Below are 26843 nucleotides of genomic sequence, written 5' to 3' on the forward strand. Positions count from 1 at the left end.
TAGACCAATGGGCGTCGCCCGAGGGGGCGCACGCCTTGGCTCAGGCGTTGCCGGTACGGGTGCGCCGGGCCAGGGACCGCCCTGACCAGCCAGGAGGAACCGAGGCCGTGCAGCTGACCGTCCAGCCACCAGCCGTCGGGCCCGAGGCGATCCTCGGTCGACAGGCCGCCCGCGAGTCCGCAGCCCGCACCTACGCCCGCTCACTGCCGATCGTCCCGGTGCGGGCGAGGGGGATGACGGTGGAGGGCGCGGACGGGAGACGCTACCTGGACTGCCTTTCCGGGGCGGGGGCGCTCGCCTTGGGCCACAACCATCCGGTCGTACTGCAGGCCATCCGCCAGGTGCTGGACTCCGGGGCGCCGCTGCACATCCTGGACCTGGCGACACCGGTCAAGGACGAGTTCACGACTGAGCTGTTCGCCTCGTTGCCGCCGGAGTTCGCCCGCGACGCCAGGATCCAGTTCTGCGGCCCGGCCGGAACGGACGCCGTCGAGGCGGCGCTGAAACTGGTCCGCACCGCCACCGGGCGCAGCGGACTGCTGGCCTTCACGGGGGCGTACCACGGCATGACGGCGGGCGCGCTCGCCGCAGGCGGCGACACCGCCGCCAGGGCCGGCCTCGGCGGCACCGTGCAGCAGCCGGTACGACTGCCGTTCCCGTTCGACTACCGCTGCCCCTTCGGGGTCGGCGGGGAGGAGGGCGCGCGGATCTCCGCACGCTGGGCTGCCTCGCTGCTGGCGGATCCCCAAGGGGGAGTGGAGCAGCCCGCAGGCATGATCGTCGAGCCCGTCCAGGGCGAGGGCGGCGTCATTCCAGCCCCCGACGCGTGGCTCCGGGAGATGCGCCGGATCACCGGGGTGCACGGCATCCCCTTGATCGTCGACGAGGTGCAGACCGGGGTGGGACGGACCGGGGCGTTCTGGGCCGTGCAGCACTCCGGGGTGATCCCCGACGTCATGGTGGTGTCCAAGGCGGTCGGCGGCAGCCTGCCGCTCGCGGCGATCGTCTACCGCAGCGAGCTCGACGTGTGGGCGCCCGGCGCCCACGCCGGGACGTTCAGGGGCAACCAGCTCGCCATGGCCGCCGGCACCGCGACGCTGCGCTTCGTCCGGAAGGAGCGGCTGGCCGAACGCGCCGCCGTGCTCGGCGAGCGGATGCTCGCCCGGCTGCGGGCGCTGCGGTGCCTGCTGCCCGCGATGGGGGACGTCAGGGGCCGGGGGCTGATGCTCGGCGTCGAGCTGGTGGACCCGCGGGCGGACGCCGACCGACTCGGTGCCCGACCGGCCGCGCCCGTCCTGGCCGCTGCCGTGCGCGAGGAGGCCCTGCGCCGGGGGCTGATCGTGGAACTCGGCGGACGCCACGACAGCGTGGTCCGACTGCTGCCGCCGCTGACCATGACCGACGAGCAGTCAGAGGCCGTGCTGGAACGCTTCGGCGAGGCCGTGCACGCGGCTTCGGCGGCCCATCGCGAGCCGCTCGCCGAGTCCGGCGACCGGAAACCCGCTGGAGCGAGACCGAGTCAGGAACCGTCGGAGAACGCCGCCGGAGGCGCGTGGTGAGCGGACTCGACGGCGCAGCCGACAGCTCCCTGGCCGGGGGATCGACGGGTCCTGACGCCCTGGAGCCGCTGCTCGCCGTGGTCCTCGACGCGCTGCGCTCCGGCGCGGCCAGGCGCGGCGGGCCGCTGCCCGCAGGCGGGCCGGCGGCCGTCGCCGCGGACCTGGCCGAACTGCTGGAGCCCCGGGCGCTGCTTCCCGAGCGCGGCGATGCGCAGGCCCTGCGGCTGCTGGCCGAAGCGCTTGCCGCCACCGCAGCTGACCCCGCCGATCCGGCCTGCGCCGGGCACCTCCATGTGCCTCCGCTCGCCCTGGCGGTCGCCGCGGACCTGGCGGCCTCCGCTCTGAACCCCTCCCTGGACTCCTGGGACCAGGCGCCCGGCAGCACCTCGGTCGAGCTCGCCGTGCTGCGCGCCCTGGCCGAACTCGTCGGCTTCCCCAGGCCCGAGGCCGCCGCAGGGGTCCTCACCACCGGCGGCACCGAGTCCAACCTGATGGGCCTGTTGCTCGCCCGCGACGCGGTGCCCCGAGCGGACTTCAGCGCCGGACGGCTCACCGTCCACTGTTCGGCCGCCGCGCACTTCTCGATCGCCCGCGCCGCCGCCGTACTCGGACTGGGCCCCGACGCCGTGGTGGCGGTGGACACCACGACGGACGGCAGGCTCGACCCGCGCCTGCTGGACTGGGCCCTCTCCGATGCGCGCACGGCCGGTCGGACCCCGATGTGCGTCGTCGCCACCGCGGGAACCACCGACCTCGGCGCGATCGACCCGCTTCCGGCCGTCGCCACGATCGCCCGGCGGCACGGCGTACGGCTGCACGTCGACGCCGCCTACGGCGGCGGGGCACTGTTCTCTCGGCGGCTCGCGCCGCTCCTCGACGGTCTCGAGCTCGCCGACACCGTCGGGCTCGACCTGCACAAGCTGGGCTGGCAGCCGGTTGCCGCCGGGGTGCTGCTGGCCCGTGACGCCGAGCTGCTGGAACCCCTCGCGCAACGGGTGGCCTACCTCAACCCCGAGGACGACGAGGACGCCGGATACACCTCCCTGCTCGGCCGCTCCCTGCGCACCACCCGCAGGGCCGACGCGTTCAAGGTCGCGGTGACACTGCGCGCCCTCGGACGTGAGGGCCTCGGCGCCCTCGTCGACCGCTGCCACGAACTCGCCCGCTACGCCGCCGAGCGGATCGCCGCCGAGCCGAGGCTCGAACTCACCGCCGAACCCGTGCTCACCACGGTGCTCTTCCGCTATCTGCCAGTGAAGGGCGGGTCCGACCGGGTGAACGCCTCGCTGCGGCGCCGCCTGCTGGCGGAGGGCCGCGCCGTCGTCGGCCGCACCTCCCTCGGCGACGGCCCGGGCGCCGTCCGGCTGAAGTTCACCCTGCTCAACCCGCACGCGACCCGAGCGGATGTCGACCGCCTGCTGGGGCTGGTCCTCGCCGCAGGAGCAGAAGAAGATCAGGAGATGCATCCGTGAGCACTGCTGCCGCCGGCGGGCTCCCCGCGCAGACCTACGCAACCCACGACCACGCAACCTACGACCATGCAGTCCACGACCACGCAGTCCACGACCAGGCAGCCCACGACCAGGCGGCGCATGCTCCGGCGGCGCAGAGCGATGCGTCACGTGCGATCGCCGTGCCCGAGACCGACGACCCGCTCCTGCACCCCGACGCCACCGTCGCCGCGGACTGCGCCGCCACCGAGAGCCTGCTGCGCTGCTGGGTGCGGGAGACCGACCTCGGTGAACCCCCCGGCGGCGTGCTCCGGCTCGCCCTCGGCGACGGCCTGCTCCTCGCCGTCCCGGTCCGGTACTGGTCGGCGAGCGGCTGGCACCGCTTCGGCCGAGCCCGCCTGGTCCCCGGGGCGTCAGAGCATCCAGGTCACCCCGTGGACGCCGTCACGGTGGCCGCCCTGCTCGCGCGCGGCAGCGCACCGGCCACGAGCCTCGACGGAGCTGTTCCGCGGCACATCGCCGATCTGGCCGGTCGCGTCGCCGACTCCGTGCGCCGCACCGCCGGTTTCATCGCCGACAGGAGGAGGGCTCCCGAGCCGGCTCTCGGCACCACCCCGTTCCTCACCCCGTTCCTCGACAGCGAACAGGCGCTGCTCCTCGGCCATCCGCTGCATCCCACGCCCAAAAGCCGGGAGGGCCTGAGCGAGGCCGAGTCCGCCGCCTACTCGCCGGAACTGCGCGGCGCACACCTCCTGCACTGGTTCGCCGTCGACCAGGACCTCGCCGCTGCCGACTCCGCGCTGCCCGAGGACGCTGCAGCGATCACCGCCTCGCTGCGCGGCGAGGACGGGCCGCCGCTCCCGCCGGGGACCGTTGCTCTCCCTCTGCATCCCTGGCAGGCACGGGAGCTGACGCACCGTCGAGCTGTTCGCGAACTCCTCGACGCGGGTCGGCTGCACGACCTCGGCCCGTCCGGCAGCCCCTGGTATCCCACGTCGTCGCTGCGTACGGTCCATCAGCCCGGCACCCGCTACATGCTGAAGCTGTCCCTCGGCCTGCGGATCACCAACTCCCGCCGGGAGAACCTCCGCAAGGAGCTCCATCGGGGCCTGGAGGTCCACCGCCTGCTCAGCGGCGGGCTCGGGCAGGAGTGGCAGGCCGCGCATCCGGGATTCGACGTCGTCCGCGACCCGGCCTGGATCGGCGTGGACCTGCCGGGAGCGGACCCGGCGGCGGCCAACGGCGTCGACGCCGTCATCCGGCAGTGCCCCTTCGGCCCGGGCGACCAGGCGCACTGCGTCGCCGGGCTGGTCGCCGAGCGCCCGCACAGCACCGCTGCGGGCACCCCCGCGCGCTCGCGCCTGGGCGACCTGATCCACACCCTCGCCGCCCGCAGCGGACGCCCCACCCCGACCGTCGCCGCCGAGTGGTTCCTCCGCTACCTCGACGCCGCCGTCCTGCCGGTCCTCTGGCTCGACGGGCACGCCGGGATCGCCCTGGAGGCACACCAGCAGAACAGCCTCGTCCTGCTGGACGCCCACGGCCTGCCCACCGGCGGCCGCTACCGCGACAACCAGGGCTTCTACTTCCGCGAGTCCCGCGCCGGTGCCCTCGAGGCCCGGCTCCCGGGCATCGGCAGGGCCAGTGGCACCTTCGTCCCTGATGCCGTCGCCGACGAGCGTTTCGCCTACTACCTCGGCATCAACCACCTGCTCGGCCTCGTCGGCGCCTTCGGCTCCCAGCGCCTCGCCGACGAGAGCGTCCTGCTGGCCGCCCTGCGCGGCTTCCTCGCCGGGCCGTCGGCGGCCGCCACCCGGTCCACCCTGCCCGCGCTGCTGCTGGACGCTCCCACGCTGCGCTGCAAGGCCAACCTGATGACCCGACTGCACGGCCTGGACGAACTCGTCGGCCCGGTCGAGTCCCAGTCGGTGTACGTCACCATCGACAACCCCCTCGCGGTCGTCGGCGGCGCCTCGTCGGGCCCGGTCCGTACTCACCAGACCTCAGGAGCCCCCCAGTGAGCCGCCCGACCCCGCCCGGCCCCGGCGGCCCCAGGCGCACTCTGGGCGACCGCCACAACGCCATCCCCGCGCAACAGGCCGTCTCCCCGCCGCCCGGACCGCGTCCGCTGCCGCATCGGCAGCCGAGTGCCGACCTGCTCGACGGTGTCGGAAGCTGGGGCGTGATGGACACGCGTTTCGGCCCGTTCCGGCTGCGGCCGGTTCGCCTGCCGCGCGATCTCACCCTCGTCGCCGCCTGGATGAACGATCCCGTCGTCACCGCCTTCTGGGAACTCGCAGGCCCGGCGGAACTGACCGAGCATCATATCCGGACCCAACTGGACGGCGACGGGCGCAGCGTCCCCTGCCTCGGCCTGCTGGACGGAGTCCCGATCGGCTACTGGGAGATCTACCGCGCCGACCTCGACCCGCTGGCCCGGCACTACCCGGCCCGCCCCCACGACACGGGTGTGCACCTGCTGCTCGGCCCTGCGGAGTGCCGGGGCAGGGGCCTCGGCCCGGTCCTCCTCCGTGCCGTGGCCGAACGTGCGCTGCGGGAGCGCCAGGCCGCCCGCCGGATCGTCGCCGAGCCGGACGTGCGCAACGTTCCCTCACTCCAGGCGTTCCTGCGCGCCGGGTTCCACCACGACCGGGACCTCGTGCTCGCCGACAAACACGCCGCTCTGCTGATCTACGCCCGCCGCTGAGTCTCCTCCCCGACTCTCTCTCCCCACTCTCCTGTCGCCGAAAGCAACTCCTGCCGTGGACCTCACCTCCCCGCTCCCGCCCCGTACTCCCCACGATCTGATCGGCGTCGGCCTCGGGCCGTTCAACCTCTCCCTGGCCGCCCTCGCCGACGCCGTACCGGGGCTGCGCACCCTCTTCCTCGACGCCAAGCCGGAGTTCCGCTGGCATCCGGGCCTGATGGTCGACGGGGCGAGGATGCAGGTCCCCTTCCTCGCCGACCTGGTCTCGCTGGTCGACCCGACCAGCCCGTGGTCGTTCCTGGCCTATCTGCGGGCCCACGACCGGCTGTTCCCCTTCTACTTCGCCGAGCAGTCGCACCTGACCCGGCGGGAGTACGAGCACTACTGCCGCTGGGCCGCCGAACGCCTCCCCAACTGCCGTTTCGCCAGCCCGGTCCGCGCCGTCAGCTGGGATGCCAGGACGCGGCTCTTCCAGGTCTCACTGCCCGGCGGCAGGACCGTCCCCGCCCGCAACGTGGTCCTGGGCGTCGGAACCGCGCCGGTCGTACCGGCGGCCTTCACGGCGCTCCACACGGCAGGCTCCGTCCACCACGCGGAGGAGTACCTCGGCGTGCGCCATTCGCTGTCGGGAGCGAGCGATGTCACCGTCGTCGGCTCCGGGCAGTCCGGTGCCGAGATCTTCCTCGACCTGCTGCGCAGGCGCGGCGACGCCCCCGGGCCGCAACTGCGCTGGATCACCCGGAGCCAGGCCCTCGCGCCGATGGAGTACTCCAAACTCGGCCTGGAGCACTTCACCCCGGACTACACCCGCTACTTCCACGGCCTGCCCGAGGGGGTGCGGGAACGCCTCGTCCCGGCCCAGTGGCAGCTCTACAAGGCCGCCAGTGCCGACACCCTCGCCGAGATCCACGCCGCCCTCTACGACCGGACCCTCGGCGGCGCGCCGGCCGATGCGGTGATCCTGCCCGGCACCGAGATCGAGGCCGCCCGCCCCGGCCCCTGCGGCGGCCTCGAACTGCACTGCCGCCACCTGCAGACCGGCTCCGCCCACACCGTGCGCACGGACGCGACGATCCTCGCCACGGGCTACTCCGCACGCCGCCCGGCCCTGCTCGACCCGCTGGCCGACCTCGTGGACTGGGACCAGCAGGGGCGTTACCGCGTCGACCTCGACCACCGGGTGGGCCTGCGCCCCGACGTCACCGCCGGCCTCTACGTCCAGAACGCCGAACTGCACACGCACGGCGTCGGGACCCCCGACCTCGGCCTCGGTGCGCACCGCGCCGCCACCATTCTCAACGCCGTGGCCGGCCGCACCATTCACCGCCTTCCCGCCCGCACGGCCTGGACCACCTTCGGCGTTCCCCGGCAGTCGAGCGCATGGTCCGAGGCGTCCGCCCTGGCCCTGACACCCGAGCCGTGACCGGCGACCTGGGGAGCGACGGGGCTCGGGCGCACGCCGCCAGGCACCTCCGCTTGCCGCTTCGGCGGCCCTGACATCAGCGGCCGGCGCCGGGGCCCCAATAGCTCCGCTACAAGGGCGTCCCCGCGCGCTGCCATCGAGGGCCACGCTGCGGAGCCGCACAGTGTCACTGCGACGGCGTGCGCCGACCCGAGCCCTATCGCCCCCAGGTCGTAAGCTCGCAGTCCATGGACGCACTCCTGACGACCCCGATCGCCGCCCCGCTCCCCGCCGCTCCGCTCACCGTCACCGCCGCTCAGGCGGCTTGCGTCGGGCTGGACGTCACAGCCAACACCGCGACCGCGACCGCCCTGCTAAGGCGTGCCGCGGACGAGGGCGCGGACCTGCTGCTCCTGCCGGAACTCTTCCTCACCGGCTATGAGCTGCCCGGCATCAGCGGCGACCCGGGGAAGTACGCGCTCGCCCCCGACGACCCGCGGCTGGACCCGCTCGCCGCCGCCTGCGCCGAGACCCGCACCGCCGTCGTGGTGGGTGCGCCGACCCGGGACGTCGACACGGGCGCCCTGCGCATCTCCGCACTGGTCCTCGACCGGGCCGGACATACCGCCGCCCGGTACGACAAGCAGCACGTCACGCCGAACGAGCGGGCGGCGGGCGTCAGCGCGGGAAGCCGCGGCTGCACCCTCGACCTGGCGGGGTGGCGGCTCGGCCTCGGCATCTGCTGGGACTCGGGCTTCCCCGAGCACGCCAGGGCCGCCGCTCTCGACGGCTGCCACGCCTACCTGGTCGGGGCGATGTTCGGACGGGGGTCCGGAGCGCAGCAGCGCGGCACCGTCTTCCCGGCCCGCGCGCTCGACAACACGTCCTACGCCGTGCTCGCCAACCACTGCGCGCCGTCCGGCCCGTACCACGGCTGCGGTGGCAGCGCCGTCTGGAACCCGGACGGAACCCTCCTCGCTGATGCCGGCCCAGCCGACCCCGGCCTGGCCACTGCCCGGCTCGACCCCCGTCTGCTGGCCCGGGCCCGTGCCGAGGAGCCGGTCCTCATCGACCCCTCGTTGGTCGCGCCGAACCTGCCGCGCTCCCTCACCACCCTCGGCTGAACCTCCTGTTGTCAGTGCTGAGCCTTAGGCTGGGCAAGCCATGACTCAACTTTCCACGCCCGGCGAGGGCGCCATCGACGACACCCCATCGGCAGACCCCGCGGCGGACCCGCCGGCCTCCCGGATCGGGGAGCTTCTCCACGCCGCCGTCACCGCCGTCGGCGGCGTGGAACGTCCCGGTCAGGTCGCCATGGCCGAGGCCGTGGCCTCGGCGGTGGACTCCGCCGAGCACCTGCTGGTGCAGGCCGGCACCGGAACCGGCAAGTCCCTCGCCTACCTGGTGCCGGCCCTCGCGCACGGTGACCGCGTCGTCGTCGCCACCGCCACCCTCGCCCTGCAACGGCAACTGGTGGAGCGCGACCTGCCGCGCACCGTGGACGCGCTGCAGCCGCTGCTGCGCCGCCGACCGCAGTTCGCCATGCTCAAGGGCCGCTCCAACTACCTCTGCCTGCACCGGGTCCACGAAGGTGCCCCGAGTGACGAGGGCGAGGGCCTGTTCGATCCGGCAGTGGTGCTCGGCGGGCCGAGCAGCAAGCTGGGCCAGGACATCGTGCGGCTCAGGGACTGGGCCGACGAGACCGAGACCGGCGATCGTGACGATCTGACGCCGGGTGTGTCCGACAAGGCCTGGGCGCAGATGACCGTCAGCTCCAAGGAGTGCCTGGGCGCGAGCCGCTGCCCCTACGGGGGCGAGTGCTTCGCCGAGTCCGCCCGGGAGCGCGCCAAGCTCGCCGACGTGGTCGTCACCAACCACGCGCTGCTTGCCATCGACGCGCTCGAAGGCGCGCCCGTGCTCCCCGAACACGAGCTGCTGATCGTGGACGAGGCGCACGAACTGGTGTCCCGGGTGACCGGCATCGCCACCGCCGAGCTGACCACCGGAGCGGTCAACCGCGCGGTGAAGCGCGCCGCGAAGCTCGCCAACGAGAAGGCGGTGGACGCGCTCCAGGCCGCCGCCGAGAACTTCCACGGCCTGATGGAGATCGCCCAGCCGGGTCGGGTCGAGGAGCTCCCGGAGAACATCGCCTACGCCGTCGCCGCGATCCGCGAGGCCTGCCGTTCCGTCATCACCTCCCTGGGAGAGGTGCGGGACAAGGGCGTCACTGACGAGGACGCCGTGCGCAAGCAGGCCATGGCTTCGGTGGAGACCGTCCACGAGACCGCCGACCGGCTGCTCGAGGGCTCCCTCTACGACGTGGTGTGGATCGAGAACAACGACCGCTTCGGCAACGGGGCCTCCTCGCTCCGGGTCGCCCCGCTGAGCGTGTCCGGACTGCTGCGGGAGAACCTCTACAAGGAACGCTCGGTCGTTCTGACCTCGGCCACACTCAAACTGGGCGGCGACTTCAACGGGGTCGGCCTGTCGCTGGGCCTCGGCCCCGAAGGCCGCCTGCCCGACGAGCGCACCAGCCCGGCCGCGGCCTCCCCGCCGGCCCGGCTGGCGGCACCGGGACGGGACGACGTGGGGGAGTCACTGGAGGAGGCCACCCCGCCCTGGCGGGCCATGGATGTGGGCTCGCCCTTCGACTACCCCAAGCAGGGCATCCTCTACGTCGCCCGCCATCTGCCGCCGCCGGGTCGGGAACCGGACCGACCGGCCATGCTGGACGAGCTGGCGGAGCTGATCCAGGCGGCCGGCGGACGCACGCTCGGCCTGTTCTCGTCGATGCGCGCTGCCAAGGCCGCCGCCGAGGCGCTGCGCGAGCGCGTCCCCGGGGAGATCCTGCTCCAGGGCGAGGACACGCTGGGGGAGCTCATCCGCTCGTTCTCGGCCTCCACCGAGAGCTGTCTCTTCGGCACGCTGTCGCTGTGGCAGGGCGTGGACGTCCCGGGTTCCGCCTGCCAGCTCGTCGTGATGGACCGGATTCCCTTCCCGCGTCCCGACGATCCGCTGATGAGCGCCCGGCAGAAGGCGGTGGAGGAGCACGGTGGCAACGGCTTCATGGCGGTCGCGGCGACCCACGCGGCTCTGCTGATGGCACAGGGTGCGGGCCGTCTGATCCGGGCGGCGGACGACCGGGGGGTGGTCGCCGTCCTCGACTCGCGGCTCGCCACGGCCCGGTACGGCGGTTTCTTCCGCTCCTCGATGCCGGACTTCTGGTACACCACCGACCGCAACCAGGTTCGCCGTTCTCTGGCGGCGATTAACGCGGCCGCCGTTCCGCCCAGACCGATCAAGGCGCGCTGAACACCGAGGCCGGTTGGACACAGCCGGGCGCGCCGTCCACAGGACGGCGCGCCCGGCAGGTGCTGTGGTCGAATCCCGTCAGAGGCGGCGCAGTACGGCGACGACCTTGCCGAGAATGGTCGCACTGTCGCCTGGGATCGGCTCGTAGGCGGCGTTGTGCGGCATCAGCCAGATGTGGCCGTCCTCGCGCTTGAGCCGCTTCACCGTGGCCTCGCCGTCGATCATGGCGGCGACGATGTCACCGTTCTCCGCGACCGGCTGGCGGCGCACCGTGACCCAGTCGCCGTCGCAGATCGCTGCCTCGACCATCGAGTCGCCGCTCACCTTGAGTACGAACAGTTCGCCGTCGCCCACCAGCTGGCGCGGCAGTGGGAAGACGTCCTCGACCGACTGCTCGGCCAGGATCGGCCCACCAGCGGCGATGCGCCCGATCAGGGGCACATAGGACGTTGCGGGACGCCCGGTGGTGCTCTCGGGCACGGGGCGGACGACGTCCATCCCGCGCACCTCGTAGGCCCGCGGACGGTGCGGGTCGCGGCGCAGGAAGCCCTTGCGTTCCAGGGCCATCAGCTGATGGGCGACCGAGGAGGTGCTGGAGAGGCCCACCGACTGGCCGATCTCCCGCATGCTCGGCGGATATCCGCGCCGCTGCACGGAGTCCCTGATCACCTCGATGACCCGGCGCTGCCGTTCGGTCAGCCCGGCCTCGTCGGTGCGGATTCCGGGCGGGCGGCCGGGAAGCGACCGCGCGGGGCTTTCGCCCACGGTGCTTTCGGTTGCCGGGCTTTCAAGAGCGTCCAAGGAGTGTCCCGAGGAGTGCGGTGCGGAAGGGCCCGAAGCCTGCCCCGGAACGAGTCCGGAGGCGGCATTTCCGAGGTCTTCCCGGCTACGGGTTTGCGTGCTGGGCGTTGGGTCGATCCCGGCCGACGGGGCCATCGGATCAAAGGCGTGCTGGGAGCTTTCCTGCACCGGGACGGTGCTACTTTCTGCGGTGGTCACGGCGGCCCCTCTCGACGGACGTTCTCCCTTGAATAGGCCAACGGTATGGCCTATCGAAAGGTTGCGCCAAACACACGTTCGAGTGAATTATTGCCCAGTTGCCTGACGTGATCAAGGTTTCAGGTGTACTGCGCGCAATCCGATGCGATCGTTTGTTCGATCAGCAGGATCTCATGAATCGTCCCCGCGCGCGCCGTCCTCGCGCATCCCGGCGTCCCCTTCCCGGCCAACGAGCGGGGCGGGCAAGAGGCTCCCGGGCCATCCGGGTGAGTCCTCCGGGCGCCCCTCCGTTCTGACCTGCGGTGATCGCGGGGCGTGAGTCGGACACTACGACACGCGGTGGGCGAAGCTTGCCACTCACCCCAGATCTAGTGGTTACATTGGTCCTCGAAGCCCACAGGTTGTGGTCCCCCGGGGGGAACGACCGCCGGGCATCGCCTAGAATCATCGCCTGGGACCACGGCCGGAAACCGCGACCGCGGGCCCGTGTCCGGGCATGGGTTCGGGCCCGTGACCGGTACGCCGACGACAGGAGGGAACGGACATGCACTGCCCCTTCTGCAGGCACCCGGACAGCCGCGTCGTCGACTCCCGCACCACCGACGACGGCACCTCGATCCGCCGCCGCCGCCAGTGTCCGGACTGCAACCGCAGGTTCACCACGGTGGAGACCGCGGCACTGATGGTGGTCAAGCGGAGCGGAGTCACTGAACCGTTCAGCCGCGACAAGGTGATCAGCGGAGTCCGCAAGGCCTGCCAGGGCCGTCCGGTCGGCGAGGACGCACTCGCCGTCCTCGGCCAGCGGGTCGAGGAGACGGTCCGGGCGACCGGCAGCGCCGAGCTGTCCACCCATGACGTGGGTCTGGCCATACTCGGCCCACTCAAGCAGCTGGACGTGGTGGCCTATCTCAGGTTCGCCTCGGTGTACCGGGCGTACGAATCGCTGGAGGACTTCGAGGCCGCCATCGCGGAGCTCCGCGTGGATCGGCCTCCTGCGGCGGAGGAGGGCGTTCCCGTTCCCGCCCCCGCCCCCGCGTCGCAGTAGCCGCACCCGGCCGCCGACGCCCACGACTTTTTTCACGACCGACACGTAGGACCAGCACGCACGACCAGCACGACCGACACGTTTGCACGAGCTTCACGACGAACGCATGAGGGACCCCCGTGGGGTGCGCCCGCCTGCGCGGAATTGATTTGCGGACACGAAGGGCGTCCCCGGGAAGCAGCGGGGCGCTCAGGGCGTTTGCCCAGGAGGAGGCGGCAATGACAGACACCACCAGCGGTACCCGAGCAGGCAAGGGCGGTGCGGCCAAGGGCGGCAAGGCCGGTGCCGCAGGTTCCAAGGCGGGCGCGGGCCTCCGCATCGAGCGCATCTACACCACCCCCGGCGTGCACCCCTACGACGAGGTCACCTGGGAGCGTCGCGACGTCGTCATGACCAACTGGCGTGACGGCTCGGTCAACTTCGAGCAGCGCGGCGTCGAGTTCCCCGACTTCTGGTCGGTCAACGCCACCAACATCGTCACCAGCAAGTACTTCCGCGGCGCGCTCGGCACCCCGCAGCGCGAGTGGAGCCTGAAGCAGATCATCGACCGGGTGGTGCTGACCTACCGCGCGGCCGGCGAGAAGAACGGTTACTTCGCCTCCCCGGCCGACGGCGAGATCTTCGAGCACGAGCTGACCCACGCCCTCCTCCACCAGGTGTTCAGCTTCAACTCCCCGGTCTGGTTCAACGTCGGCACCCAGCAGCCGCAGCAGGTCAGCGCCTGCTTCATCCTGGCCGTGGACGACTCCATGGACTCGATCCTGGACTGGTACAAGGAAGAGGGGATGATCTTCAAGGGCGGCTCCGGCGCCGGCCTGAACCTCTCCCGGATCCGCTCCTCCAAGGAACTGCTGCGCTCCGGCGGAAACGCCTCCGGCCCGGTCTCCTTCATGCGCGGCGCGGACGCCTCCGCCGGAACGATCAAGTCCGGCGGCGCCACCCGCCGCGCGGCGAAGATGGTCGTCCTGGACGTGGACCACCCCGATGTCGAGGCCTTCATCGAGACCAAGGTGAAGGAGGAGGAGAAGATCCGCGCCCTGCGCGACGCGGGCTTCGACATGGACCTCGGCGGCGACGACATCACTTCGGTCCAGTACCAGAACGCCAACAACTCCGTCCGCGTCTCCGACGAGTTCATGGAGGCCGTCGAGAACGGCACCGAGTTCGGGCTGCGCGCCCGGCTCACCGGCGAGGTGATCGAGACGGTCGACGCCAAGAGCCTGTTCCGCAAGATGGCCGAGGCGGCCTGGGCCTGCGCCGACCCGGGCATCCAGTACGACTCCACGATCAACCACTGGCACACCTGCCCGGAGTCCGGCCGGATCAACGCGTCCAACCCCTGCTCCGAGTACATGCACCTGGACAACTCCAGCTGCAACCTCGCCTCGCTCAACCTGATGAAGTTCCTTCGCGACGACGACACTTTCGACGCGGTGACCTTCGCCAAGGTCGTCGAACTGGTCATCACCGCGATGGACATCTCCATCTGCTTCGCCGACTTCCCGACCGAGAAGATCGGCGAGACCACCCGCGCCTACCGCCAGCTCGGCATCGGCTACGCCAACCTCGGCGCGCTGCTGATGGCGACCGGTCACGCGTACGACTCCGAGGGCGGCCGCGCGCTCGCCGGCTCCATCACCTCGCTGATGACCGGTACCGCCTACAAGCGCGGCGCCGAACTGGCCGGCATCGTCGGCCCGTACGACGGCTACGCCCGCAACGCCGAGCCCCACCAGCGGGTCATGCGCCAGCACGCCGACGCCAACACCGCCGCCAAGCACGCCGACGACCTGGACAGCCCGATCTGGGCCGCTGCCACCGAGACCTGGCAGGACGTCCTCCGGCTTGGCGCGAAGAACGGTTTCCGCAACGCCCAGGCCAGCGTGCTCGCACCCACCGGCACCATCGGCCTGATGATGGACTGCGACACCACCGGGGTCGAGCCGGACCTGGCCCTGGTCAAGTTCAAGAAGCTCGTCGGCGGCGGCTCCATGCAGATCGTCAACGGCACGGTGCCGCGCGCGCTGCGCCGTCTCGGCTACCAGCCCGAGCAGGTCGAGGCGGTCGTCGCGCACATCGCCGACCACGGCATCGTCGTGGACGCCCCCGGACTCAAGCCGGAGCACTACTCGATCTTCGACTGCGCCATGGGCGAGCGGGTCATCTCCGCCATGGGCCATGTCCGGATGATGGCCGCGATCCAGCCCTGGATCTCCGGCGCGATCTCGAAGACCGTGAACATGCCCGAGGTCGCCACCGTCGAGGAGATCGAGGAGATCTACTTCGAGGCGTGGAAGCTGGGCGTGAAGGCCCTCGCCATCTACCGCGACAACTGCAAGGTCGGCCAGCCGCTCTCGGCGAAGACCAAGAACGACGGCAAGGCCGAGGGAACCCCGGCGGTCGTGGCCACCGTCCCTGCCGCGGTCGAGAAGGTCGTCGAGTACCGCCCGGTCCGCAAGCGCCTCCCCAAGGGTCGCCCGGGCATCACCACCTCCTTCACGGTGGGTGGCGCCGAGGGCTACATGACGGCCAACTCCTACCCGGACGACGGCCTCGGCGAGGTCTTCCTGAAGATGTCCAAGCAGGGTTCGACCCTCGCAGGCATGATGGACGCCTTCTCCATCGCGGTCTCGGTCGGCATGCAGTACGGCGTCCCGCTGGAGACCTACGTCTCGAAGTTCACCAACATGCGCTTCGAGCCGGCCGGTCTGACGGACGACCCGGACGTGCGGATGGCGCAGTCGATCGTGGACTACATCTTCCGCCGGCTGGCGCTGGACTTCCTTCCGTTCGAGACTCGCTCGGCGTTGGGCATCCACTCGGTCGAGGAGCGCCAGCGTCACCTGGAGACCGGCTCCTACGAGCCGACCGACGAGGACCTGGACGTCGAGGGCCTGGCCCAGTCCGCCCCCCGTGCGGTCGCCAAGCCCCACGTCGCGCCGAAGGCGGCCCCCGCCCCGGCCCCGACCGCGGTCCAGCCGCTGCCCACCCCGGTGGTCCACAACTCCACCGAGCTGCTCGAGCTCCAGCAGGGCATCAACTCCGACGCCCCGCTCTGTTTCTCCTGCGGCACCAAGATGCGCCGCGCGGGCAGCTGCTACCTCTGCGAGGGCTGCGGCTCCACCAGCGGCTGCAGCTGATCCGCCCGGATCAGTAGCCCAGCAGTAGGGGGTGCCGACCGCGACCGCGGTCGGCACCCTCCTCGCGTTGATCGTCCTCGAGTCGGGCTAGGGTGGCGGACATGGCACGTCCACGGCGCATTGTGCTGCTCAGGCATGGGGAGTCCCAGGGCAACATCGACGAGTCGATCTACGAGCGGGTACCCGACCATGCGTTGCAACTCACGGCGCGGGGGCGGGAGCAGGCCAGGGCCAACGGGCGGGAGTTGCGGGTCCTCTTCGGCGAGGAGCCCGTGCAGGCCTACGTGTCGCCGTACCTGCGGACCCGGCAGACCTTCGGGCTGCTCGGACTCGATCCCGCGCGTCTGCGGGCGATGGAGGAGCCCCGTCTGCGGGAGCAGGACTGGGGCAATCTCCAGGACGTGGAGGATATTCGTCGGCAGCGGAAGACCCGGGATGCCTACGGCCACTTCTTCTACCGTTTCACGCAGGGAGAGTCGGGAGCGGACGTCTACGACCGGGTGGGCGCCTTCTTCGAAACGCTGCACCGGAACTTCGAGCGCGCGGACTACCCGCCCAATGTGCTGCTGGTCACGCACGGGCTGATGATGCGTCTCTTCTGCATGCGCTGGTTCCACTGGACGGTGGAGGAGTTCGAGGCGCTGTCCAATCCGGGGAACGGGGAATTCCGGACGCTGCTGCTGGGTTCCGATGATCGCTACACCCTCGATCGACCGTTCGATCGCTGGGTCTGACCGAGTCACGGGAGTCGCTGATGTACGTCGTCACCCTCACCTACACCGCTCCGCTGGAGCAGATCGACGCGCTGGTGCCGGCGCACCGCGAGTGGCTGGACCGGAACTACGCGGACGGAGCGTTCCTCGCCTCCGGGGCGCAGATTCCCCGGGTCGGCGGTGTGGTGCTGGCGCGTGCCGAGAGCCGCGCCGCGCTGGACGCGGTGCTGGCCGGGGACCCGTTCCGGGTGGGCGGCGTGGCGACCTACCAGGTAGTGGAGTTCACCGCCACCAAGACGGCGCCTGAGCTGGCCTTCCTCAAGGAGTAGCCGCGTACCTCACGGCTCGCCGGTCCGCTCGCAGGGCGGGTGCGAGGGCCTCTTTGAGAGCGACGCTCAGGGTCGCCGTCAGCCCCGCGTCCGCGTCGAGCAGCGGCAGCCGGACCGGACCCGCGGGAAGGCCCTCGTGGCGGAGGAGTGCCTTCGCGGTCACCGCGCCGGGGGCGAGCGACATCATGGCCTCGACCAGCGGCAGGAGTTGCTGGTTGAGGCGGGTGGCGGCGCTGGCCGCGCCGCTGGTGTGGGCGTCGAGGATCGCGCGGGTGGCGTGGGGGGCGACGTTGGCGACTGTGCTGACCGCACCGACCGCGCCGAGGGCGTAGAGCGGAAGGTTGAGCTCGTCGGCGCCTGAGTAGTAGTCGAGCTCGGTGCGGGCGATGACCTGCGCGCTGCCGGCCAGGTCGTAGCTGGCGTCCTTCACGGCGGCGATGCGCGGGTGTTCGGCGAGGCGGAGCAGGGTCTCGCGTTCGAGGCGGGTTCCGGTCCGGCCGGGGATGTCGTAGATCATCACCGGCAGCGAGGCGCTGTCGGCCACTGCGGTGAAGTGCTGCCGGATGCCTTCCTGGGACGGCTTGCTGTAGTACGGAGTGACGATCAGCAGGCCGTGCGCGCCCGCCCGTTCCGCGGCGCGGGCCAGCTCCTGGGTGTGCCGGGTGTCACTGCTGCCGACTCCGGCGGTCACGATGGCCCGGTCGCCGACAGCCTCCAGGACGGCGCGCAGCAGGGCGTCCTTCTCCGCGTCGGTCGTGGTGGGGGACTCGCCGGTGGTGCCGCTCAGGACGAGCCCGTCGCATCCCTGCTCGACGAGGTGGCAGGCGAGCGCCTGGGCGCCCTCGGTGTCGAGGCTTCCGTCGGCGTGGAAGGGCGTGACCATGGCCGGGACGACGCGCCCGAAGACGGGATTCATGCTGGGCCACCTCTTCTTTGGTAGTCGGAGCTTGGGTGGTCGGAGCTGTGGGGGTCTGTGCCCGTTGTGCGTCGGGTCCCGATCAGCATGCCGTGGCTCATCGATGAAGCACCAGCGATCCCTTCTAAGGGAAACCGTTCAGTAAACGTCAACGACCGGCTCGGTCGCCGATTGTCAGACCCCGGCGGGACGATGGGCGCATGAGTACCTGGAGCGAGACCGAGGTTGTCGCGCCTGAGCTCGCCGCCGCTGTGCGGGGGCGGTTCGAGGCGCACGGGATGGGCCTGATGGCCACGCTGCGGCGGGACGGTTCGCCGCGGATCAGCGGGATCGAGCCGCTGTTCGCCCTGGGCGAGTTGTGGTTGGGCATGATGCCCGACTCGCTCAAGGGGGCGGATCTGCGGCGTGATCCCCGGCTGGCGCTGCACAGTGCCACGGAGGACAAGGACGTGAAGGAGGGCGACGCCAAGATCGCCGGCCGGGCGGTGGAGATCACCGAGGAGGGAATCCGGCAGGAGTACCTGGAGGCGCTGAGCGCGGCCACCGGGTTCGAGCCGGAGGGGTGTGACGTGTTCCGGGTGGAGGTCACCGGACTGTCGTTCGTCCGACCGGCCGGTGACCACCTGGACATCCACGCATGGAGCGAGGGTGGCGACGTCCGGCTGCTCGAGCGAAGCTGACAGCCGGAGGCCGGCAGCCGGGTCGGCGACCCGGCTCGCCGCCGTCAGGCGGCGATCGCCGGGGCGTCCTGGATGCCGGAACCGCCCGGTGTCGCCGCCGCCCGCTTTGTCTTGATCACGAAAACGGCGATGACTGCGGCCATGAGGGCGAAGACCAGTCCCATCTCGAACGCGCTGGAGATTCCCTGGGCGAGTACCTGGTTCGCGTACGGCTTGGGCAGTTGGCCGCTGTGCCGGAAGGCGGCGATCTGCTGCGGCGTCGCGTGGGCCAGGAACTGCGCGACCTGCTGCTTGCCCTCGTGACGGCTCGACGTGCCGAACACCGTGACCAGGATGGACAGACCGAGCGAGCCGCCGACCTGCTGGGTGGTGTTGAGGAGTCCGGCCGCGGACCCGGTCTCCTGCGGCGCGACCCCGGCCACGGCGGTCAGCATGATCGGGACGAAGACGCAGCCCATACCGAAACCGACCATCAGCGTGGGCCCGAGCACCCCCTCCGCATAGTTGCTGTTCACGCTGATCGTGGTCAACCAGGCGATACCACCGCTGACCAGCAGCGGTCCAGTGATCATGAACGGCCTGGGACCCAGTTTGACCTGGAGCCTGGCGGAGATCTGCGCAGCCGTGATGATCGCGGCGCTGATCGGCAGGAATGCCACCCCCGCGCGGAGCGGGCTGTATCCGAGGACGTCCTGGACGAACAGGGTGACGAAGAAGAAGACGCTGAACATCGCCGCGGCCAGGCAGAGCATGATTCCGTAACTGCCGGAGCGGTTCCGGTTGCGGAACAGCTTCAACGGGGTGATCGGCTCTGCTGTCCGCGACTCGATCAGCAGGAAGGACGTGAGCAGGAGGACGGCCAGCGCGAAGGCCCCGAGCGTCAGGCGGTCGGTCCAGCTGTACTGGGCGGCCCGGATGAATCCGTACACCAGGGAGACCATGCCCAGGGTCGAGGTCAGCGCGCCGGGGAGGTCGAAGCGGCCGGGGCGGCGCTCGGAGCCGTTGATGTACAGCGGTGCGAGCAGGGCGATGGCGATGCCGATCGGGACGTTCACGAAGAGGACCCAGCGCCAGGACAGCCAGGACGTGAGCATGCCGCCTGCGAGCAGGCCGATGGCCCCGCCGGCTCCGGCGACGGCGGAGAACACGCCGAAGGCGCGGTTGCGGGGCGGGCCTTCGGCGAAGTTGGTGGTGATCAGGGCGAGCGCGGTGGGTGAGGCGATGGCCGCGCCCACGCCTTGGAGCGCCCGGGCGGCCAGCAGCATCCACGATGCGGTGGCCAGGCCGCCGAGCAGGGAGGCGAGACTGAACAGCAGGACGCCGGTGATCAGCGTCCGACGGCGGCCGAGCACGTCGCCGATGCGTCCGCCGAGTAGCAGTAGGCCACCGAAAGTGAGGGCGTAGGCGTTGATGACCCACGAAAGGTTTGTGGTGGAGAGCTTCAGTGCCGTCTGGATGTGAGGCAGTGCGATGTTCACGATCGTCACGTCGAGGACCACCATCAGCTGGGTGGCGGCGATGACGGTGAGGGCGACGCCAGGGTGCTGACCTCGGCGCGCCTGGGGTGGGGCGGGTCTGCTCAGGATGCTTGGTATAGCCACGACAATCCCCCTGTGGACTATGAGTGAACGGTCGCGTTCACTAGAGTTTGACGGTAGTGCCGCTGGCATTGTGAACGCAATCGTTCACTAAAGATTTCTGGAGGCGGATTCCGTTGACGGCCACGACCAGCGGTGACGGCGCGAGGAACGATCCACTACCGCTGCGTCGACGTGGCCGAGTGCTCGAACAGGCGATCTTTGAGGCGACGCTGGACCAGTTGGTCAACACCGGCTACGCGAGGTTGAGCATGGAGGCGGTCGCCGTTGGCGCGCGTACCGGCAAGGCCGCGATCTACCGCCGCTGGGCGTCCAAGGAGGAACTGGTCCTGGACACGTTGCGGGCGACTCTGCCCCAACCCGGTCCCGCACCTGACCTCGGCAGTCTGCGTGACGATCTGCTGGAACTGGTCCTGCGGATGCGGGCGGCGATGGTCTCGGTCCCCGGCTGCGCCGGGCGCGCGATCATGAGCGAGCTGGACCACGAGCGGGCCCGCCCCTTCGTCGGACTGATGCACCAGCGCTTGATCGAGCCGAGTAAGGCACTGATGACCGAAGTGCTGCGGCGGGGCGTGGAGCGCGGCGAGGTGCGTCCGGGGGCGGCCACCCCGCTCATCGCCGACATCGCTCCGGCCCTGATGATGTACCGGTCCAAGATGCTGGGACCGCCGACGGAGCAGGACGCCGTCGCGGTCGTCGACCAGGTGCTGCTGCCCGCGGTCCGCGCGTGACGGGCAGGCCGTCCGTCTCATCGTCCGCTGCTCCCTTCTGCTGGGCAGGGAGGCCCCGAATTCCTGGGACACTGGAGCGGTGCACCTTCTACTGTGCACCCGACCACTGACACGTCCGGTGCCGAACCACCGCGCACCCCGAGCCACGGAGGGCAGCAGACATGCCGGTCGAACCCCCGACCCACGGTGTCGAGCGCGCGCTCCGCAGGGCGGGCGCCGACGTGGTCGCGGGCGTCGACGAGGTGGGACGAGGGGCCTGGGCCGGTCCGGTGACGGTCTGCGCCGCGGTCACCGGCCTGCGCCGCCCTCCGCTGGGGCTGACCGATTCCAAGCTGCTGTCGCCGCGTCGGCGAACCGAGCTCGCGCCGCTGCTCGCCGACTGGGTCACCGCCTACGCGCTCGGCCACGCCTCGCCACTGGAGTGCGACGAGCTGGGCATGACCGCCGCGCTGCGGCTCGCCGCCGTACGGGCCCTGGAGGCGCTGCCGGTCCGGCCCGACGCGGTCATCCTTGACGGGAAGCATGACTACCTGGGCGGTCCCTGGTGGGTCCGGACGGTGATCAAGGGCGACCAGTCGTGCGTCTCGGTCGCCGCCGCGTCCGTCATCGCCAAGGTGCAGCGGGACGGCTATATGGCCGAGCTGGGGTCGGACTGCCCTGACTACGCGTTCGCGGACAACGCCGGATACCCGTCCCCGGTGCACCGCGCGGCACTCACCGAGCATGGGCCGACCGCGCATCACCGGCTCTCCTGGGCCTACCTGGACGATCTGCCCGCCTGGAGCCATCTGCGCACCTCACGGCAGCGCGACGGCTCGGAGCAGTTGTCGCTAGGTTTCTGACGCCGCGTCGGGGCGCAGGAAGGGTGGCCGCAGACGCCGGAGCAGGCGGATTCAAAGGGAGGGCCGGTCCCCCTACCGGCTGTTCGACCGCACCGAGTAAGCTCTGGGGCGCTGTGCGACGCCATCCGGTGTGCCGCCAGATTCTGCCGAGGAGCTGGAGATCCACAAGACCGCCCCGGGCCCTCGTGTTCCATCCAACGACGAGACGGACGCGACAACCCGCATCATGCCTTCTGTGACACCGTCCGCTGGGACCACCGCCGCACACAGTCCGTCCGCCGCGTCGCGCCCGATTCCGCGTCCCGGGCCGCCGCGCATCCCCAAGCCGGGCCCGGCACCGCGCCGCCCGGCTGCCCCCCTGCACCCGCCCGCGTCTGCGCCTGCGCCTGCGCCTGCGCCTCAGGCTGCGCCGCCGGCCGCCGAGGTTCCGGCCGTGGCCATCCAGTCCATCCCCGTCGCCCCGGAGCACGCGCTGGACCGGGCGGACGACTCCGTCGACCTGCTGCTGGACTCGGGTCGACTCCCCGGCCAGGTCCTGGTGCTGACGACCGGTGAACACCACCCCTGGCAGTTGCACGAGGAGTCGTTCGGTGCCAACCACTACTGGGCGCAGCTGAGCGAAGGCGCTGACGTCTTCTATGCGGACGCGCTCCAGTGCCGCCCGGCCCGGCGCGAGGTCGTGGTACTGGCGGTGAACGGCGGCGACCCGGCGGATCTGCGCAGCGCGTTCAGCGCCGCAGTCGACCGGGCCACCCGCCTGGTCGTGGTCTGCGGCGAGGCAGGGAGCCTTCCCGCCCAGGACGGCTGAGCCCCGAGCGCTGTCCGGCGGTCAGCGGACGGCTGCCCGGGCCCGCTCCGAGGCGGTCTCCATGCCCGCCGGTTCCAAAACCCGTTCCAGAGCCGGTTCCAGGCCTCGCAGCGGTGTCGTCCGGTCACGAGCGGGCAGGGAGCTGACGGTCCGCAAGGTCTCCTCGGCCCAGGAGCCGGAGTGGGGGTGACGGCCGCCCCGGCGATCGCCGATGACCTGCCAGCCTGTGTCCGCGAGCGTGACATAGGCGCCGCAGCGAAGCCCGTGCAGCGCGCAGGCGTCCCGGAGACCCCACATCCAGGCTCCGTCGTCCTCGGTCCATTCGGCAGTGCCCCGACGGCAGAGCATCAGCACGGCGGTACGGACCGGGCGGGCCCGCCGCAGGTCGTGCGGGACGATCCGGCGCAGATGGGTGAGGATCGCGTTGCGGTACTGCCAGCCGTCGCCCTGGCCCAGGCGAGCGGGGAACGACGCCCCTGCCACCACCCGGCCCTCCTGTTCCAGCACGCCCACAACGGCGGTGCCCGGCTGCGGACGGTGCACCCGGTGCAGGTCGGTGACCAGTTCGCGAGGAGCGCGGAGCAGGGGAAGCCCGGACTGCGCCCAGGTCGCCTGGTCGATGGAGCGCTGCCCCGCCGTGCGCGGCACTGCCGCGCGCAGCAGTACGGGGGCGTTGGGCGTAGTTCGCGGACGTGCCGTTCCGGGGGGCCTGCGGCCGGCGGAGTCGATACTCAAGGCCCTCCTTCCCCGTGCCCGCGCGGGCACCTCCGCGTGTGGTGGCGAGGCTTTCGCCAGGCCGGGGCACGCGCCAATTCTCACGTCCCGGGGCCGGATGCGGCAACGGTCTTCCTTTCGGAAGTGTCCGAGATCAGCCAATCCGTAGCCTGTCTTCCCGCGCATTGCCGCAAACCAACATCGTGCATTCCAGCACTGACCTCGATGATGCGTCGGAAGGCGCGACAGCGCGCGCGGACGAAAGTTCGGCTGCTCCCCTCAGCTCTGCTGGGCCAGCACGAGGGGCAGCACGCCCGACGCCCCGGCGCGGCGCAGGAGCCTGGCCGCGACCGCGATCGTCCAGCCGCTGTCGGTGAAGTCGTCGACGAGGAGCACCGGGCCGTCGAGGGAGGGGAGTACCTCGGCGAGCGCGTCGGGGAGCCGGAAGGAGCCGTGCAGCGTCCGCAGCCGTTGCGCGCTGTTGCTGCGGGAGCCGCGCGGGAGATCCCCGGGGGCGTACTCGATCCGCCCGAGCAGCGGGAGCCGACCCACCCGTGCGATCCCCGCACCCAGGCTCTCGACCAGCAGCGGGCGGGTTCGGGATGCCAGGGTGACCACTCCGGCGGGACGTCCCTGCGCGTTGTCGGGGCCGGCCCAGCCGCCGGGACCGCGAGCCCAGTCGGCGAGAACCGTGACCACCGCATCCAGCACCTCCGGCGGGACGGGAACATCGGGCGCTCCCGGGGCGAGCAGGGTGCGCAGCCGGGTGCCCCAGCCGATGTCGGAGAGCCGGCCGAGGGCGCGCCCCGCCGCGGACTGCTCGCCCGGGGCGATCCGGCCCTTGAGGTCGATCCCGGCTGCGGCCAGGCCGGTGGGCCACTGCCGTCGGGGCTCCAGCTCGATCCCGGGCCGGCCCAGCGCGGCCCGCGCCGCCGCGAGGGCTTCGGCCGAGACCTCCGCCGAGTGCCTGGCCCCGGCGCAGTTGTCGCAACGACCGCAGGGCGCGGCCTGCTCGTCGTCGAGCTGGCGACGGAGGAAGTCCATCCGGCAGCCCTCGGTGGCGGCGTAGTCGAGCATCGACTGCTGCTCGAACTGACGGGTCTCGGCGACCCGCGCGTACCGCTCGCTGTCGTAGGACCAGGGGCGACCGGTGGACGTCCAGCCGCCGCGGACGCGCCTGACCGCGCCGTCGACGTCGAGGACCTTGAGCATGGTCTCCAGTCGGGTGCGCCGGAGGTCGACCCGCGCCTCCAGCGCCGGAGTGGACAGCGGGAGCGGGACGCCGTCGGCGTCGGTGTGTCCGGCCAGCGCTGCGAGGGTGCTCCTGACCTGCTCCTCGGGCGGGAAGGCGAGGCTGGCGAAGTAGCGCCAGATGGCCTGGTCCTCCGGGCCGGGCAGCAACAGTGCCTCCGCCCGCTCGATCCCGCGCCCCGCGCGGCCGACCTGCTGGTAGTACGCGATCGGCGACTGCGGGGAGCCGAGATGCACCACGAACCCCAGGTCCGGCTTGTCGAAGCCCATGCCCAGGGCCGACGTGGCGACCAGGGCCTTCACCCGGTTGGCCAGCAGGTCGGCCTCGGCGCTGCGCCGGTCGACGTCCTCGGTGCGGCCGGAGTAGGAGGCGACCGGGAAGCCGCGCTGCCGCAGGAACGCGGTGACCTCTTCGGCTGCGGCGACGGTCAGCGTGTAGATGATGCCGGAACCCGGCAGCTCCTGCAGATGGTCGGCGAGCCAGGCCAGCCGGTGCGCCGGGTCGCTCAGGGGCAGCACGCAGAGGGTCAGGCTCTCCCGGTCCAGCGGTCCGCGCAGAACCAGCGCCTCGCCGCCCCCGGTGCCGAGCTGCTCGGCGACGTCCGCGGTGACCCGGGCGTTCGCGGTGGCGGTGGTCGCCAGGACCGGGACCCCGGCGGGCAGTTCCGCGAGCATGGTGCGGAGCCTGCGGTAGTCCGGACGGAAGTCGTGGCCCCAGTCGGAGATGCAGTGGGCCTCGTCGACGACCAGGAGTCCGGTCGACGCCGCGAGCCGGGGCAGCACCTGGTCGCGGAAGTCGGGATTGTTGAGGCGCTCGGGGCTGACCAGCAGCACGTCCACGGATCCGGCTGTCACCTCGGCCTGGACGGACTCCCACTCGTCGGCGTTGGCGGAGTTGATGGTGCGTGCGGTGATCCCGGCCCGGGCGGCGGAGTCGATCTGGTTGCGCATCAGGGCGAGCAGCGGGGAGACGATGACCGTGGGTCCCGCCCCGGCGGCCCGGAGCAGGGCCGTGGCCACGAAGTACACCGCGGACTTGCCCCAGCCGGTGCGTTGCACCACCAGGGCGCGCCGATGGTCGACCACCAGGGCCTCGATGGCACGCCACTGGTCCTCGCGCAGCCGCGCGTCGCCGCCGGCCAGCTCGCGGAGCACGGCGTCGGCACGCTTCCGCACCAGCGCGCGGTCGCTGAGGTCCGCGGCGTCGGGGGCGTGCGGGCCGGTGGCCTGAGCACTGGGGGTTTTGTCCATGGTTCATTGATAGCCGGTGGGTCCGACAAACAGCGAACGGCAAGGGTGCAGGGCGGGGCTCGCCGGGGGCCGGTCGGCGTCCCTCCGGCGCAGGGACGATTCCGCTTCACCCGCACGGGTGGCGGAGTTTTCCACACCCCCCGATCTGTCCACAGCCCCTGGTCAGAGCATTCTCCGCGCTCGCGGCGGCGGCCATTCTCGAGTCATGAACGAACACGCACTTCCGTCGACGACCCCCTTCGAGCACCCCGTGGTGAAGATGCGCACCCCGGCCGACGTGGCGGACGCCCTTCCCTACCTTCTCGGCTTCTTCCCCAGCGACAGCATCGTGGCGCTGGGGCTGCAGGGGCCGCGCCGCCGCCAGGGCGGTACGGTCCGGATCGACATCCCCGATCCCGCCGCCTGGCCGGAGGCAGCCGAGGAGGTCGCCCGCTTCCTGGTGGCGCTCTCCGAGCACCGCGACCGCCGCCCCGACGCCGTGATCCTCTACCTCTGCCGCGATCCGGCCCCCGGCGAGGACGGACGCGCGGTCAGCGACCTGCTCAGGCCGCTCGCCACCGCCCTGGCCGTCGCCTTCCAGGCCGTGGGCATCCCCGTGCACGAGTCGCTCTGCGTCTCCGACGGCCGGTGGTGGTCGTACGCCTGCGGGGACGCCGAATGCTGCTCGGCGGACGGCACGCCGGTCGACCGGCCCGGCACCACCTCGCCGGTGGCCGCCGCAGCCGCCTACGCGGGCATCCAGGTACGCGGCAGCCTCAAGGAGCTGCAGCAGGAGCTCGATCCGGTGGGCGCACCGACCGCCGAGGCCCAGCTCCGAGCTTTCGAGGAGGCCGTGCCTGCGCTGGTCGAGGAGCTCCTGCGCTGCGGAGGCCGCGAGGCGGTCAGAGAGCGCACGGCCGAACTGGTGGATTCCGCAGTGGCCCGGTTCCGGGCCGGGGCACAGGAGATTCCGGCCGACGAGGCGGCTCGGTTGGTCCTCGGTCTCCAGGACCGGTTGGCCCGTGACCGGGCGGCCGAGTGGCTCGATCCACCCGATGTGGAGCACGCTCAGCGGCTGTGGCGCTTCCTGGCCCGACGCTGTGCCGTCCCCTTCGACAACCAGGCCGCGGCCCCGCTCTCCCTGCTCGGCTGGACCGCGTGGGTGACCGGCGACCACGTGACCGCGCGGATCGCCCTGGGTCGGGCGCTGTTGTCCGACCCGGACTACACCTTCGCCCAGCTGCTCTACGAGGCCGTCAACACTGGTGCTGAGCCCGGCTCTCTCTGTGCCACGCTTCGCGCGGAGCGCCGCTCCCGGGAGCGGCAGCGGTCCGGTCGCCGACCGGGCGCGCGCAGACGCACGCTACGCCGCAGGCGCTACTGCAGTGGTGGGGGTGTTTATCGTCAGTGAGACGA

The 26843-nt window shown here is 71.7% G+C and carries 21 protein-coding genes; 16 read left to right on the plus strand and 5 right to left on the minus strand.

Translation table 11 applies throughout. The annotated features are described in order from the left end of the window. The first annotated feature begins 107 nt into the window (after window positions 1-107). From ABIA33_RS12420 to ABIA33_RS12450, 7 genes are all read left to right on the plus strand, one after another. On the plus strand, window positions 108-1559 hold the full coding sequence (locus tag ABIA33_RS12420) for a diaminobutyrate--2-oxoglutarate transaminase (protein WP_370080476.1): 1452 nt from the start codon (window positions 108-110) through the stop codon (window positions 1557-1559). Further along, complete coding sequence (locus ABIA33_RS12425) at window positions 1556-3031, plus strand: aspartate aminotransferase family protein (protein WP_370080478.1); 1476 nt, start codon at window positions 1556-1558, stop codon at window positions 3029-3031. Before ABIA33_RS12420 ends, ABIA33_RS12425 begins: the two co-directional genes overlap by 4 nt. Beyond that, the gene (locus tag ABIA33_RS12430; RefSeq protein ID WP_370080480.1) at window positions 3028-5031 is read left to right on the plus strand and encodes an IucA/IucC family siderophore biosynthesis protein; all 2004 of its coding nucleotides are present in this window, start codon (window positions 3028-3030) and stop codon (window positions 5029-5031) included. Before ABIA33_RS12425 ends, ABIA33_RS12430 begins: the two co-directional genes overlap by 4 nt. Then, window positions 5028-5717: a GNAT family N-acetyltransferase gene (locus tag ABIA33_RS12435; RefSeq protein WP_370080482.1), complete on the plus strand. Its 690-nt coding sequence runs from the start codon at window positions 5028-5030 to the stop codon at window positions 5715-5717. Before ABIA33_RS12430 ends, ABIA33_RS12435 begins: the two co-directional genes overlap by 4 nt. Before the next feature lie 55 nt (window positions 5718-5772). After that, a complete protein-coding gene (locus ABIA33_RS12440; protein ID WP_370080484.1) occupies window positions 5773-7140 on the plus strand; it encodes a lysine N(6)-hydroxylase/L-ornithine N(5)-oxygenase family protein in 1368 nt (455 codons plus the stop codon). A gap of 227 nt (window positions 7141-7367) precedes the next feature. Further along, a complete protein-coding gene (locus tag ABIA33_RS12445; protein ID WP_370080486.1) occupies window positions 7368-8243 on the plus strand; it encodes a carbon-nitrogen hydrolase family protein in 876 nt (291 codons plus the stop codon). Between the two features lie 40 nt (window positions 8244-8283). After that, window positions 8284-10431 carry an ATP-dependent DNA helicase gene (locus tag ABIA33_RS12450; protein WP_370080488.1) on the plus strand — a complete coding sequence of 716 codons (2148 nt, stop codon included), beginning with the start codon at window positions 8284-8286 and terminating at the stop codon, window positions 10429-10431. Window positions 10432-10509: 78 nt separating this feature from the next. On the opposite strand, the gene lexA is transcribed toward ABIA33_RS12450, so the two are convergent. After that, window positions 10510-11232, minus strand: coding sequence for a transcriptional repressor LexA (gene lexA, locus ABIA33_RS12455; RefSeq protein WP_370080490.1), 723 nt, complete (start codon window positions 11230-11232; stop codon window positions 10510-10512). Window positions 11233-11974: 742 nt separating this feature from the next. On the opposite strand from lexA, the gene nrdR reads away from it, so the two are divergent. From nrdR to ABIA33_RS12475, 4 genes are all read left to right on the plus strand, one after another. Beyond that, window positions 11975-12475 (plus strand): transcriptional regulator NrdR, encoded by a 501-nt coding sequence (nrdR, locus tag ABIA33_RS12460; RefSeq protein WP_370080492.1) that lies wholly within the window; start codon window positions 11975-11977, stop codon window positions 12473-12475. A gap of 218 nt (window positions 12476-12693) precedes the next feature. Further along, window positions 12694-15615: a vitamin B12-dependent ribonucleotide reductase gene (locus tag ABIA33_RS12465; protein ID WP_370080494.1), complete on the plus strand. Its 2922-nt coding sequence runs from the start codon at window positions 12694-12696 to the stop codon at window positions 15613-15615. A gap of 101 nt (window positions 15616-15716) precedes the next feature. Then, the gene (locus ABIA33_RS12470; protein WP_370080496.1) at window positions 15717-16349 is read left to right on the plus strand and encodes a phosphoglycerate mutase family protein; all 633 of its coding nucleotides are present in this window, start codon (window positions 15717-15719) and stop codon (window positions 16347-16349) included. A 20-nt stretch (window positions 16350-16369) separates the two neighbouring features. Continuing rightward, complete coding sequence (locus ABIA33_RS12475; RefSeq protein ID WP_370080498.1) at window positions 16370-16657, plus strand: YciI family protein; 288 nt, start codon at window positions 16370-16372, stop codon at window positions 16655-16657. On the opposite strand, the gene dapA is transcribed toward ABIA33_RS12475, so the two are convergent. After that, on the minus strand, window positions 16647-17573 hold the full coding sequence (gene dapA / locus ABIA33_RS12480; protein ID WP_370080500.1) for a 4-hydroxy-tetrahydrodipicolinate synthase: 927 nt from the start codon (window positions 17571-17573) through the stop codon (window positions 16647-16649). The genes ABIA33_RS12475 and dapA overlap by 11 nt on opposite strands. A 200-nt stretch (window positions 17574-17773) precedes the next feature. Between dapA and ABIA33_RS12485 the strand changes: the two genes are divergently transcribed. Beyond that, the gene (locus ABIA33_RS12485; RefSeq protein ID WP_370080502.1) at window positions 17774-18253 is read left to right on the plus strand and encodes a pyridoxamine 5'-phosphate oxidase family protein; all 480 of its coding nucleotides are present in this window, start codon (window positions 17774-17776) and stop codon (window positions 18251-18253) included. A gap of 44 nt (window positions 18254-18297) precedes the next feature. Here ABIA33_RS12485 and ABIA33_RS12490 read toward each other — a convergent pair whose 3' ends face one another. Further along, window positions 18298-19854 (minus strand): MFS transporter, encoded by a 1557-nt coding sequence (locus tag ABIA33_RS12490; protein ID WP_370080504.1) that lies wholly within the window; start codon window positions 19852-19854, stop codon window positions 18298-18300. A 113-nt stretch (window positions 19855-19967) separates the two neighbouring features. Between ABIA33_RS12490 and ABIA33_RS12495 the strand changes: the two genes are divergently transcribed. The 3 genes from ABIA33_RS12495 (at window position 19968) to ABIA33_RS12505 (ending at window position 22232) form a co-directional block, all read left to right on the plus strand. Beyond that, window positions 19968-20582 carry a TetR/AcrR family transcriptional regulator gene (locus ABIA33_RS12495; RefSeq protein ID WP_370080506.1) on the plus strand — a complete coding sequence of 205 codons (615 nt, stop codon included), beginning with the start codon at window positions 19968-19970 and terminating at the stop codon, window positions 20580-20582. A gap of 161 nt (window positions 20583-20743) precedes the next feature. After that, the gene (locus ABIA33_RS12500) at window positions 20744-21424 is read left to right on the plus strand and encodes a ribonuclease HII (RefSeq protein WP_370080508.1); all 681 of its coding nucleotides are present in this window, start codon (window positions 20744-20746) and stop codon (window positions 21422-21424) included. Between the two features lie 433 nt (window positions 21425-21857). Beyond that, window positions 21858-22232 carry a hypothetical protein gene (locus tag ABIA33_RS12505; protein WP_370080510.1) on the plus strand — a complete coding sequence of 125 codons (375 nt, stop codon included), beginning with the start codon at window positions 21858-21860 and terminating at the stop codon, window positions 22230-22232. Window positions 22233-22253: 21 nt separating this feature from the next. On the opposite strand, the gene ABIA33_RS12510 is transcribed toward ABIA33_RS12505, so the two are convergent. Next, window positions 22254-22895: a hypothetical protein gene (locus tag ABIA33_RS12510; protein ID WP_370080922.1), complete on the minus strand. Its 642-nt coding sequence runs from the start codon at window positions 22893-22895 to the stop codon at window positions 22254-22256. Window positions 22896-23225: 330 nt separating this feature from the next. Further along, window positions 23226-25448 carry a RecQ family ATP-dependent DNA helicase gene (locus ABIA33_RS12515; RefSeq protein ID WP_370080512.1) on the minus strand — a complete coding sequence of 741 codons (2223 nt, stop codon included), beginning with the start codon at window positions 25446-25448 and terminating at the stop codon, window positions 23226-23228. Between the two features lie 205 nt (window positions 25449-25653). On the opposite strand from ABIA33_RS12515, the gene ABIA33_RS12520 reads away from it, so the two are divergent. Continuing rightward, on the plus strand, window positions 25654-26838 hold the full coding sequence (locus tag ABIA33_RS12520) for a DUF4192 domain-containing protein (RefSeq protein ID WP_370080514.1): 1185 nt from the start codon (window positions 25654-25656) through the stop codon (window positions 26836-26838). The last annotated feature ends 5 nt before the right edge of the window (window positions 26839-26843 follow it).

Origin of the sequence: Streptacidiphilus sp. MAP12-16, from assembly GCF_041262165.1 — a bacterium.
Classification (GTDB): Bacteria; Actinomycetota; Actinomycetes; order Streptomycetales; family Streptomycetaceae; genus Streptacidiphilus.

What these genes read in the sequence shown, in the direction of transcription:
- ABIA33_RS12445 (WP_370080486.1), top strand. Translation starts at nt 7,368, where the DNA reads ATGGACGCACTCCTGACGACCCCGATCGCCGCCCCGCTCCCCGCCGCT.
- ABIA33_RS12450 (WP_370080488.1), top strand. Translation starts at nt 8,284, where the DNA reads ATGACTCAACTTTCCACGCCCGGCGAGGGCGCCATCGACGACACCCCA.
- nrdR (WP_370080492.1), top strand. Translation starts at nt 11,975, where the DNA reads ATGCACTGCCCCTTCTGCAGGCACCCGGACAGCCGCGTCGTCGACTCC.
- ABIA33_RS12465 (WP_370080494.1), top strand. Translation starts at nt 12,694, where the DNA reads ATGACAGACACCACCAGCGGTACCCGAGCAGGCAAGGGCGGTGCGGCC.
- ABIA33_RS12470 (WP_370080496.1), top strand. Translation starts at nt 15,717, where the DNA reads ATGGCACGTCCACGGCGCATTGTGCTGCTCAGGCATGGGGAGTCCCAG.
- ABIA33_RS12475 (WP_370080498.1), top strand. Translation starts at nt 16,370, where the DNA reads ATGTACGTCGTCACCCTCACCTACACCGCTCCGCTGGAGCAGATCGAC.
- dapA (WP_370080500.1), bottom strand. Translation starts at nt 17,573, where the DNA reads ATGAATCCCGTCTTCGGGCGCGTCGTCCCGGCCATGGTCACGCCCTTC.
- ABIA33_RS12485 (WP_370080502.1), top strand. Translation starts at nt 17,774, where the DNA reads ATGAGTACCTGGAGCGAGACCGAGGTTGTCGCGCCTGAGCTCGCCGCC.
- ABIA33_RS12500 (WP_370080508.1), top strand. Translation starts at nt 20,744, where the DNA reads ATGCCGGTCGAACCCCCGACCCACGGTGTCGAGCGCGCGCTCCGCAGG.
- ABIA33_RS12515 (WP_370080512.1), bottom strand. Translation starts at nt 25,448, where the DNA reads ATGGACAAAACCCCCAGTGCTCAGGCCACCGGCCCGCACGCCCCCGAC.
- ABIA33_RS12520 (WP_370080514.1), top strand. Translation starts at nt 25,654, where the DNA reads ATGAACGAACACGCACTTCCGTCGACGACCCCCTTCGAGCACCCCGTG.